This window comes from Dolichospermum sp. DET69 (assembly GCA_017355425.1).
GTDB lineage: Bacteria > Cyanobacteriota > Cyanobacteriia > Cyanobacteriales > Nostocaceae > Dolichospermum.
In genome coordinates, this window is record CP070233.1 from 207,375 (window position 1) to 219,488 (window position 12,114).

Below are 12,114 nucleotides of genomic sequence, written 5' to 3' on the forward strand. Positions count from 1 at the left end.
TACCCCACAATAATTAACAAGATATTTCTCCGTTTTCACTCTCTAGGTAAGAAAATTATTCCCAAGGAGCCGGCTTACGAATTTGCTCCCAAACGGGGCTATATAAAGCCTCAGTCAACTCCCGCGCCATTTCCACCATACCTACATAACCGGCATAGGGATGATGACGTTCTTGGTTAATATCTAAAAAAGGAATTCTCGCTTTCAAAGCAGTATATTGATTTCTGCCCCCAGCAATAAGCATATCTGCATTAGTTTCTTCAATCAATTTTAGGAGTTCTGTAGCGTTCCCCTTCTCCAACATAATGCCATCATTACCCAACAAATTTTTGATTTTCGCTTTATCTTCTTCTGTACTTTTGCGCGTACTAGTGGCTACAACTTCAATTCCCAAATCTTTTGCAGCGGAAATAATTGACCAACTTTTCACACCACCAGTATAGAGAACAACGCGCTTTCCTTTCAACTTGGCTCGATAGGGTGCAAGAGCAATATCTAAAGCCGCAGTTTCTTCTGCAATGAGTTTTTCTGTCCGTTCCTGCAAATCAGCATCACCTAATTTAGCAGCCACGGTTCGCAGACAATGGTTAATATCTTTAATTCCATAAAATGACTCTTCAATGTAAGGAATTTCGTAACGTTCCTGCATTTTTCGCGCCATATTTAATAACGCCCGTGAGCAGATCATCACATTTAATTTAGCCCGGTGAGCATAACGCACTTCTGCAAATCTAGCATCACCAGTAATTTTCGATAAAACCCGAATTCCCAACTTTTCAAATAAAGGTAAAACCCCCCACATTTCCCCAGCAATATTGTATTCACCTATTAAGTTAATATCATAAGGTGTGGTATATTCAGGTTCGGCAGTTCCCACTACATATTCTAGTAAAGCTTCACCACCAAAGCGATTACCTAAGTTTTTACTACCAATAAATCCAGGAGCAATCACAGGAATAACGGGAGTTCCAGTTTTTTCGGCTGCTACCTTACAAACGGCATCAATATCATCACCAATTAAGGCTGTAACGCAAGTAGCATAAACAAAAACAGCCGCAGGCTTATAATTTTTATTAACTTCTAAAATTGCCTGATAAAGCTTTTTTTCTCCCCCGAAAATTACATCATTTTCACCCACGTCAGTAGTAAAACCTGTCTTATAAAGCATGGGTCCAGAAGACAGACTTCCCCGACTTCCCCAGGAATTTCCAGCGCAAGCAATAGGGCCATGTACTAAATGAGCAGCATCAGTAATTGGAACTAAAGAAATCATCGCGCCATCAAAAGCACAACCCCCTTGAGCCGCACCTGGTTGGGCTTGTTGGGTACAAGATTTATTTTTCTTTTCTCCCTGTTTTTTTTGATTATGTTCGCATCCTGATTCACTCAGAAGTTCGTTAATTTTGCTTTGGGTGACTTTCATTTTTATGCTCGCGCTAGATGGAATTTGTTAACGTTACGAATCTTGCTGGAAGTCCATCATCAAGATGATGATTTTCACGACATCAATTCAATTTAAGAAATTACTTGCGAAAAGATTCACAACAACTTTCATATCTTTCTGATTTCGTGGCGACAGTGCGAAACATAATAGAAGTTGCTGTAATAGTGAATAAGTGAGAAATTCCTCACAAATAATTTAGGATAACCACAGGATATAACAAATATAATAATTCTAATTCCCCGAAAATAGCCAAGTTTTTATACTTAACTTGAATTGATTTCTAGATTTCCTGGAAAATCTGATTAACTTAATATTTACACAGATAAACTTTCAAAAAAGATATGTATTTATCTGTATTTTCTAGGGTGGGATTTTCATAACATTTACTTTTGCAAGAGAAAATAGAAAATTTATTGTATTGAAGGTAAGATAAAGCACGCGCTAAGGAATAAATTTTGCTGAAGCTTATTTCAAAATTCATCCGCCCGGTAGATAAATGGAACAAATAGCCTAGGCTAGAATTGGAATTAGAACTTACAGCGATTTCCAATCATATAAGTTACATCTTAGCCCCCTCATTGCTTGCGGGGAGGGGGTTGGGGGTGGGGTTCTTGTTCCGGGTTTGATGACAATTTGCTGTAAGATAGGGGATGGAATTTTAGCTAAATTGCCTAAGTCCCAATCCCCTTTGTTTATTTTCCTTACAAACTTTCCTAGGGAATGTTACACTTTAGCAACATGAGAAAGAAAAACTATTTCCCTCTTTCTGTCACCTGTTCCCTGTAACCTGTGTTTCGAGGATGGGGGAAACCCCACCCTGACAGATATACTTAACGAATTAAGTCGTAGGAAATATCGGTCTTACCAGCAACATTAGTGTTGCGGTCAATTTCTTCAAAGACTGTGTTAACAATCCAGCTTAACAGGTTGATTATACCTTTGTAACCAACAGTTGCATAACGGTGGTAGTGGTGACGATCCATGATAGGATAACCAATTCTTACCAAAGGTACACCACAATCACGCCACAGGTACTTACCATAGGAGTTACCAATCAATAGGTCTACGGGTTCGGTGAACAACAAGGAGCGTAAGTGCCACAAGTCTTTACCACCCCAGATTTTAGCAGACTTACCGAAGACGCTAGAATCTAACAATGCTTGCAATTCTTTCTCGAATACGTCGTTGGTGTTGTGAACCAAGATGTGTACTGGTTCAGCGCCCATTTCTAACATGAAACCAACTACGCTGTATACTAAGTCAGGATCACCGTAGATAGCGAAACGCTTACCATGTAACCAAGCGTGGGAGTCGGTCATTGCGTCAACTGCACGACCACGTTCGATTTCTAACTCTTCAGGAATTGCTTTACCAGTCAATTCACTGAGTTTCATCAAGAACTCGTCAGTTCCTTTGATCCCCCAAGGACGAGCAACAGAAACGTCTTGCTTCCATTCCTTAGCGATGTATTCACGGGTTTTGGTTGTAGAGTAAGCTTGAAGAGCAATAGTAGCCTTAGCGTTGATGGAATCTGCTGCGTCTTCTAACTTAGTACCACCTGGGTACATATTGTATTCACCATCACAAGGTGAATCAACATAATCGCTGTTGTCAGATAAAACAGTGTAGTCAATACCCATCAAAGAAGCCATCCGCTTAATTTCGCGGTTGTTTTCTACGTAGGTATCAAAACCAGGAATAAAGTTAATTTTACCGTTGCTCTGGGCTGTCTTCTTACCTGCGGTCAAGGTAGAAAGAATTCCCTTCATCATGTTGTCGTAACCAGTGATGTGAGAACCAACGAAGCTAGGTGTGTGAGCAAAAGGAACTGGGAAATCTTGAGGAACTGAACCAGCTTCTTTCGCATTACCAATGAATGACTGTAAGTCATCACCGATAACTTCTGCCATACAGGTGGTGCAAACAGCAATCATCTTAGGCTTGTAAAGGCTGTAAGAGTTCGCTAAACCATCAATCATGTTTTGCAAACCACCGAACACAGCAGCGTCTTCTGTCATGGAAGAAGAAACACCAGCAAATGGTTCTTTGTAGTGACGAGTTAAGTGGGTACGGAAGTAAGCAACGCAACCTTGAGAACCTTGAACGAAGGGAAGAGTACCTTCAAAACCTACAGCCGCAAACATAGCGCCTAAAGGTTGACAACCCTTAGCTGGGTTAACGGTTAAAGCTGTCCGTTCAAAGTTCTTTTCCCGGTATTCCCAGGTTTTTGTCCATTCGGAAACTCGTTGTACTTCTGCGTCAGTGTGAGCATTTTCAAACTGTTTCTTGTTTTCAAACAGTTGTTGGTATTCTGGTTGATGGAATAGCTCAACGTGGTCCTGAATATTCTTTGGATCTTGAGGCATTTCTAGTTCTCCAAGCTTGCTGTGTAATATGTTTGCGTTTGGTGGAGAGTGGGGAATGTGCCTCAAAATTCAGAATGCAAAATCCAAAAATCAGAATTTTTAATTTTGAATCTTGAATTCCCAACTCTCCTGGGGTAAAACCCCAGACTATACCTGTACGCGCAGGATTAGCTCCCTACTGTGTTTTTCTAGACTGCTGCTGTAGCTCTTATTGCTTTCTTTGCAGACTTGTTCCAAGGAGCGCCGATTAATCCCCAGGTTGGGCTGTTGAGCGCCAAATCCATGTCACGAGCGAAGATTGCGAATCCGTCGTAACCGTGGTAAGGACCGGAGTATTTATGGTGATGGTTTAATAGGTTTTAATTTTGTCTGAGTCAGGATGTCCAGGATTTTAAGATTAACAGGATATTTCTTATTTTTCGTCGCAACTTTAAAGATTTTTAAAGTTTAAAAATTTTGATACAAATAAATGTTATGAGAAGATGTGTAGTTTATACTTAAGAGCCTAGTAAAAAAGTAGATGTTACTACTAAATATTTTGAATAATGAAAGAATTTTAGCATACGTTAAGTGCAGTGATTTTTTATAACTCTGATCATGTTATTAATTCTTGACATTAGTGATAGTAAAATCGGAGTAAATCCTCAAATACTGGATATTCTTTTTCTGACAAGTGCTAAAATAAGCAAATAACTACTTGGTATCATATCATGATGATTACTCAAGCCCTAGAATCACAACATAAAATCTCAGAAGATATTATTTTCCCACCCAGTGACCTATATAGTGATGAACCTCCCGTGGAAACAGAACTGCATCTTGAACAAATAATGCTCTTAATAAAATCTCTCAAATGGTTATGGAAAGAGAGAACTGATTTTTATGCTGTAGGAAATCTGAGTATTTATTATAGTCCTCATCAAAAAAAATCAGAAGATGTGAGAGGTCCAGATTTTTTCGTAGTTTTAGGGACGGAACGCAAAATTAGAAAAAGTTGGGTAGTGTGGGACGAAAATGGCAAATATCCTAACCTAATTATAGAAATACTTTCACCGACTACAGCGAAAACTGACAGAGAAACTAAAAAAGAACTTTATCAAGATACTTTTCGCAGTCCTGAATATTTTTGGTTTGATCCTTATACTTTAGAATTTGTAGGTTTTTATTTAATACATGGTAAATATCAACCCGTAGAACCTAATGAAAAAGGACATTTATGGAGTGAAGAATTGGGTTTATATTTGGGGATTCATCAAGGTTTGTTAAGATATTTTACATCCGATGGAATTTTAGTTCCTACACCTGAAGAAAGTGCAGAAATGGAAGCAAAAAGAGCAGTTATGGAATCTGAAAAATCCAAACGTTTAGCAGCGAAATTGAGGGAGTTAAATATTGATCCAGATACCATTTAATCAAAAATAACTGGTAGGTTGGGTTGAACGACACTAAAACCCAACATTAACATCCTATAAATCCTTAAATCCTGTCCATCCTGATTCAGACAAATTCCATCAACTCAACATCAACATAATTAATAAAATCCTGTAAATCCTTAAATCCTGGATATCCTGATTCTGACAAGTGCTATAATAATATTTTAGCAAAGCTTAGTGAGGACATTATGACCATCACGACCTTGACAAAAATGGACTTTGGACAATTCCTTCAACAACGTCCTGACGATGGTATTTATGAATTAGTAAATGGAGAAATTATTCAAGTGGAAGCAATTAGAGCGCATAAAAATGTAGCCAGATATTTAGTGTTTGGCTTTAATGATGAAATTCGGCGTTTACAACTTGATTATATTGTAGATAAAGATATAGTGATTAGAACAGTTACCAATAGAGGAGACCAAAGAGGAAGAAATCCTGATGTTAGCGTAGTTATTGCATCTTTATGGAATTCTAATGTAACAACTTATGGTGCTTTAATTGAACCAATTCAATTAGCAGTGGAAGTAACATCAACGAATTGGGAAGATGACTATATTGATAAATTAGAAGAATATAAAAATTTGGGAATTAAAGAATATTGGATAGTAGATTATTTAGCTATAGCTTCTCGGAGTTATTTAGGAAATCCCAAATTACCAACGGTGTTTGTTTATGAATTGGTTGATGGGAAATATCAAATAAAAGCATTTACAGGTACAGATAAAATTATTTCTCCTACTTTTCCTGAATTAAATATTACAGTCGAAGATGTAATTAATGCTAGTCAAATTTATAATTTGTGATATTCTTTAGATCCCCGACTTCTTGCAGAAGTCGGGGATCTTGTTGTTCGCAATTAACATATTTATTTTGGGTTTAAGTATATTCTAATAAACAATTCAAGATTCAAAATCAAGAAAAGTGGTTTTGAATTTTACTTTTTCTTGTTTATTTTTAGCGAATAGCGATCGCCACAGAAACCCACGATGCAAACAAACTTAGTACAGGAAATACAGCAAGTAAATCTGCGTTTGAAATCTGCAAAGACGCGGGTAACAATTAGAGAATCAAATGGATGTCTGCAATTGCGAGCAACCTTACCGATTAAACCCGGAGATGCAGATATAGGACAGATAGGTAAAAAACAATACAATCTCAGTTTAAGTATTCCTGCAAATTTACAGGGATTAAAAACGGCTGAGGAGGAAGCTTATGAATTAGGAAAGTTAATTGCTAGAAAAAGTTTTGTTTGGAATGAGAAATATTTAGGAAATGAGGTAATTAAAAAAGATTTAATAACTATTGGTGAGTTATTAGAAAAATTTGAGGACGAATATTTTAAAACTCATAAACGCACCACTAAAAGTAAACATACTTTTTTTTACTATTTTACCCGAATCAAACGTTATACAAATGCTGATGATTTGGCAATTGGGGAAGTTTTGATTAATGCGATTGATAAAATAGATAAGGAATGGGCTAAATATAATGCTGTTAGGGCTATTTCCGTATTTTGCCAACTTTTTAAAATTGAGATTAATTTAACTAATTATTCTAAAGTACCTGAAAGTAATTCTCGAAATGTGCCTACAGATAAGGAAATAGTTACAGGCTTTTATAAGTTTGATAAATATCTAAATAATCGAGGTAAGCAAGTTAATCAAGATGTCAAAGATAGTTGGCAACTTTGGCGTTGGACTTATGGAATGTTGGCAGTTTTCGGTTTACGTCCCCGTGAACTTTTTGTTAATCCTCATATTGATTGGTGGTTAAGTGATGAAAATCTAGATTTAACTTGGAAGGTTGATAAAGACTGTAAAACTGGTGAAAGGGAAGCTTTACCTTTATATAAGGAATGGATTGATGAATTTGATTTAAGAAATCCTAAATATTTAGAAATGTTGGCGATCGCAATTAGTAAAAAAGACCAGAATAATCATGCGGAAATCACGGCTTTAATTCAAAGGGTAAGTTGGTGGTTTAGAAAAATTGGTTTGGATTTTAAACCCTATGATTTACGGCATGGTTGGGCAATTCGAGCGCATATTTTGGGAGTTCCTCTTAAAGCTGCGGCGGATAATTTGGGTCATAGTGTCCAAATTCATACGAAAACTTATCAACGTTGGTTTTCTTTGGATATGCGGAAGTTGGCAATTAATCAGGCTTTGAGTAAACGGAATGAGGTGGAGTTGATTAAGGATGAAAATACTGGGTTGAAAATGGAGAATGAAAGATTGAAGATTGAGGTGGAGAAGTTGAGGATGGAAATGGTTTATAAACGGAGTTAGGTTTAGTTAATCAAGAATATCATTTTTGTGAGGTACAGTAATGATTCCTGACTTACCAGGTTGTATGAGTCAGGGAGACAATTTAGAAGAAGCAATAGAAAATATTAATGAAGCGCGAGAGTTATGGATAGAAACTGTTTATTGTAGTGGTAAAAAACAAATTTCTTTACCTTCTAAACTAATTTCTATTTAATTTCTAAAGATTCACTGATTATGGATATAAAATTGATATTGAGACTTAGTGAATCAGCAATCTATAACAGTTTTAGGAACGAGGGAAGTATAACAATATGGCATTAGTCACCCTAAACCAAATACTTAAGCAGTTTTTACTAATTATGGTATCTATGCGATCGCACCCTCAAATCCCAAGTTAGCTTTGCGATCGCACTCTTGTAAATACCAAAAGATAAAATAAACTGACTGTTGCTGTCTCAATCGCTTTCAGTAATTCATTTTTTTGTATTTTTTAACACATTAATAAAACATTAATAAAACATTAATAACAAATCGTTGAAATCTATCACACTCCGTTTCTGTACTTGGGACTAATCCCTAATTTACCTGACTTGGAGGATTAACTAAACCTTATTGATCTTTAAGTAATTGGACAAGTGCGATTCTGTCATGGCACTTACCCTGATTTAAAACCGCTTAAAAATTTAAATTTAACAATTTATTGTACTTTACTTATTTTATTGTTAACCTTCCAGTGCCAAAATCTTCAATGTTCAGGTTATTTCTTTGTTACTTAATCTGGCACGTAAAAACGAAATCAACAGAAAAATCCTCAATATAATATGCCTACAACAACACTAACCGGTTTCGCTGGCTTTCCTGGTGCAACCTTCTCCAGTAGCGTCTTTTGGGACACATTTAAATCCGGTGGTCAGATTACTGGTAACACCAATGGTGTCACCGTACCTTTCACTACTCTTGGTCAGCCTCTTGGTGGTTTCAGTGCCATGCAAGTTGGTAACAATAACACTTACTGGTTTCAACCAGATAACGGTTATGGTAAAAAAAATAACAGCGCGGACTTTTTGTTACGTCTTTACCAAGTTGACCCAAGCTTAAAAGGAGCGGAACCTGGTGCAGATGGTAGTGTCGCGTTCTTAAACTATATTCAATTCCGCGACCCAGACCAGAAGATTACTAACTTCACTCTGGTTAACAATACAGGAGAGAGAAACCTAACAGGGGCTGACTTTGATATCGAGTCATTCGTCTTTGATAAAAACGGCGAAATCTGGGTGGGAGACGAGTTCGGTCCTTTCCTATTGCACTTTGATGCTACTGGTAAGTTGCTAGAAGCTCCCATTGCTGTACCTAACGTCTTCTCTCCCGATAACCCCGGCGGAAACCCACCTAACTTGGGTACTAAAGGGTTGGAAAGTACAGCAATCAATACCAGCAAGACCAAGCTCATCACCGCTTTGGAAGGTCCCGTTACTGGTGACAGCGCTACCAACGATATTCTCCGTGTCTACGAATTTAACTTAGCCAGCAAAACCTTCGGCACACAATACAACTATAAACTGGAGAAGACTTCTAACAACCAGTCAATCAATGACTTGACAGCTATCAATGATAATGAATACTTAGTCATTGAAAAAGACCGCTTAACTGGGGCTGCTGCTGAATTCAAAAAGATTTATAAAATTAACTTGACCCAGGTAGACTCCAATGGCTATCTTATCAAGCAAGAAGTCGCTGACTTGTTAAACATTCAAGACCCCAATGACTTGAATGGTGATGGTTCAACCAGCTTTAAATTGCCATTCCAAAACGTTGAAGCTTTCACCATCGTTGACAAAAATACCATTCTGGTAACAAACGACAACGATTTTCCTTTCATTGCCGGCAGCAGAACCCCTGGTGAAGTAGATGGAAATGAAGTCGCTCTGTTGAAACTAGACACTCCTCTTAACATACCCAGAAGATTGAGCATCAGTGATGTAACTGTGGTAGAGGGATCAAATGCTTTGGTGACAGTGACTCTGAATGAAGCTAGTTCTACTGCTGTAACAGTTAACTACGCTACCACTGCTGGTACTGCTACTGCTGGTACTGACTACAGCGCTGCTCCTGGTAACACACTCAGCGGCACACTCACCTTTGCTCCAGGGCAGACCAGCAAGACTATCACCTTTCAGACTACATCTGATACAACTGCTGAAGCGAATGAAAAATTCACCGTCACATTAACTAACCCCGTTGGTGCAACTATCCCCTTCGTGACCGGCACAGTCACTATCACTGATACCGTTAGCTCTGCTACTACTGCTACATTAGCGGCAACAAAAACAAACCTGACCCTAACTGGAACTGCCAATGTTAATGGTACAGGCAACACCACTAATAACATTATTAGTGGTAACGGTGGTAATAACCTGCTTGATGGTGCTGCTGGTAATGACACCCTCATTGGTGGTGCTGGTAACGACACCCTCATTGGTGGTTTAGGTAATGACAATCTTGATGGTGGTGCAGGTGATGATACTTATCTCTTCACTCTCACTGGACTAGGTAACGACATCATTAGGGATGCCTCTGGTAAAGATACCATTAGCTTTACTGGTGCTGCGGCTACATTAGGCGCTCGTGTGAATTTGGGTGTCATCACTGCTCAAACCGTTGTGGGTACTACAAAAATCACATTAACTGCGGTAGATGCCATTGAAAACGCCATTGGTGGTTTGGGTAATGACCGTCTCATCGGTAATACTTTTAACAACCTCTTAGACGGTGGTGCTGGTAATGACTCCTTAGCTGGTGGTGCTGGTAATGACACCCTGGTTGGTGGTCTGGGTACTGACAACTTAGTTGGTGGCGCTGGTAATGACCAGTTCGTATTCAATGGCGCCACAGCTTTTAGTGCAACAACTTTTGGTTTAGACAACATCGCTGACTTTAGCGCGGGTGACAAGATAGTTTTGAGCAAGACAGTATTTGCGGCTCTAACCAGTGTTGCTGGTGCCGGATTTAGTGCTGCTTCAGACTTTGCCGTTGTTACAGATGATGCTGACGCAGCAACTAGCAGCGCTAGTATTGTTTATAACGCAGTCTTCGGTAGCCTCTTCTATAACCAAAATGGTGCTGCTGCTGGCTTTGGTACCGGTGGTGAGTTTGCAGCTGTAAGTATCATTGATGCTCCTACTTTGCTTGCTAACGACTTCATTGTTACCGTTTAATCTGGAGTTATTACTTACACCCAGATTTTTCACAAGCAATAACTTAGTTTATTGATTCTACTAATGCGGGGAAGTAACACTTCCTCGCTTTTTTTTGATTGGATATTTTTGTAGGTTGCTATAATCAACAACAAAGTTGAAAACATCCTGATATGATAGCCATTCCCCAACAACCGACAAAAATGACCATTGAGGAATATCTCCCATGGGAACTTGACCAAGATATTCGCTATGAATACATCAACGGCGAAGTTTTTGCCATGACTGGTGGTACAATTCCCCACAATGATATTACTCTCAATCTTTACACTGCTTTACATCCTCATGTCCGTCCTAGAGGTTGTCGAGTCAATGTATTAGATGTAAAACTGCAAATTAGTCCTAACAGTGTATATTTCTATCCCGATCTTATCGTTAGTTGCCACCCTGATGACCTCAATGCCCGTAAAGTTATTCAAAATCCTAAATTAATTGTTGAAGTTCTTTCTCCCGGTACAAGCGGTAAAGATAGAGGAGAAAAATTCAGATATTATTTAACAATGCCTAGTTTACAAGAATACATCTTGATTGATTCTGAAAACATCTCTGTTGAACGTTATTGTCGAGGAGAAGGAAGAATGTGGCTTTATTATCCCTATAGTAGCGGAGATATTGTCACCCTATCAAGCATTGAATTTGAATTTCCCATAGAAATGCTTTATGATGGTGTGGGATTGGAAACAGAAACATAAAATCACATTTCCCAAATAAATTTGATTAATGTCAACTAAAATTTAATACCTTATTAGAATTATGGCCAAGCGCAAAAAAAGCAATCTTCAATGGATTAAAGAAACCCTAGAATTAAAACCGGATCATCACTGGGAAGGACCTGATGATTATAAGATTTTTGTAGCTGGGAGAGGTGCGGTTCGCTTTAATGTTCCCCAAAATTGGGTATTTGAACCACAAGAAAAATCTTTCAAGTTCATGGATAAAAAACCACCTGATGATGATTGTTGTTTGGAGGTATCGTACAATCATTTACCTCCCAACGACTGGACACTGTTTCCCCTCAAACACACTTTGAAGAAAATCATGGAAGATGATAGCCGTGATGTGATTGAAAGGGGAGAAGTGATTACTGTTAAGCGACAAACAGCCCGGATTATGTGGTGTCAAATTAAATTTATTGACACTCAAACTGAACCCAGAGAAGCTTTTTCGCGGACTTGTGTTGGTTTGGGTTCAAATATTCAGTGTTTGATTACCTTTGATTATTGGGCAGATCAAGCAGAGCAATTAATACCGATTTGGGATGAAGTTATGCGGAGTTTGACACTAGGATTATATATCAGAGATCCGAGAACTGGTTTAGCTTTTCCTGATTAAGTAAGTGGGCGTTAA

The 12,114-nt window shown here is 38.2% G+C and carries 9 protein-coding genes; 7 read left to right on the forward strand and 2 right to left on the reverse strand.

The window, feature by feature from the left end:
• Window positions 1-55 precede the first annotated feature (55 nt).
• Window positions 56-1,423: a nitrogenase iron-molybdenum cofactor biosynthesis protein NifE gene (nifE, locus tag EZY12_01170; GenBank protein ID QSX68355.1), complete on the reverse strand. Its 1,368-nt coding sequence runs from the start codon at window positions 1,421-1,423 to the stop codon at window positions 56-58.
• Between the two features lie 851 nt (window positions 1,424-2,274).
• Window positions 2,275-3,810: a nitrogenase molybdenum-iron protein subunit beta gene (gene nifK / locus EZY12_01175; GenBank protein ID QSX68356.1), complete on the reverse strand. Its 1,536-nt coding sequence runs from the start codon at window positions 3,808-3,810 to the stop codon at window positions 2,275-2,277.
• A 710-nt stretch (window positions 3,811-4,520) separates the two neighbouring features.
• Here nifK and EZY12_01180 point away from each other — a divergent pair.
• The 7 genes from EZY12_01180 to EZY12_01210 all read left to right on the forward strand — a co-directional run bounded on the left by EZY12_01180 (window position 4,521) and on the right by EZY12_01210 (window position 12,099).
• Entirely contained in the window at window positions 4,521-5,222 is a 702-nt protein-coding gene (locus EZY12_01180) for a Uma2 family endonuclease (GenBank protein QSX68357.1), read from the forward strand.
• Between the two features lie 209 nt (window positions 5,223-5,431).
• Entirely contained in the window at window positions 5,432-6,049 is a 618-nt protein-coding gene (locus tag EZY12_01185; GenBank protein ID QSX68358.1) for a Uma2 family endonuclease, read from the forward strand.
• A gap of 183 nt (window positions 6,050-6,232) precedes the next feature.
• Window positions 6,233-7,534: a site-specific integrase gene (locus EZY12_01190; protein QSX68359.1), complete on the forward strand. Its 1,302-nt coding sequence runs from the start codon at window positions 6,233-6,235 to the stop codon at window positions 7,532-7,534.
• 40 nt (window positions 7,535-7,574) lie between these two features.
• Window positions 7,575-7,727: a type II toxin-antitoxin system HicB family antitoxin gene (locus tag EZY12_01195; protein ID QSX68360.1), complete on the forward strand. Its 153-nt coding sequence runs from the start codon at window positions 7,575-7,577 to the stop codon at window positions 7,725-7,727.
• 607 nt (window positions 7,728-8,334) lie between these two features.
• Window positions 8,335-10,728: an esterase-like activity of phytase family protein gene (locus tag EZY12_01200; protein ID QSX68361.1), complete on the forward strand. Its 2,394-nt coding sequence runs from the start codon at window positions 8,335-8,337 to the stop codon at window positions 10,726-10,728.
• 152 nt (window positions 10,729-10,880) lie between these two features.
• The gene (locus EZY12_01205; GenBank protein ID QSX68362.1) at window positions 10,881-11,459 is read left to right on the forward strand and encodes a Uma2 family endonuclease; all 579 of its coding nucleotides are present in this window, start codon (window positions 10,881-10,883) and stop codon (window positions 11,457-11,459) included.
• 61 nt (window positions 11,460-11,520) lie between these two features.
• A complete protein-coding gene (locus tag EZY12_01210) occupies window positions 11,521-12,099 on the forward strand; it encodes a hypothetical protein (protein ID QSX68363.1) in 579 nt (192 codons plus the stop codon).
• Window positions 12,100-12,114 lie beyond the last annotated feature (15 nt).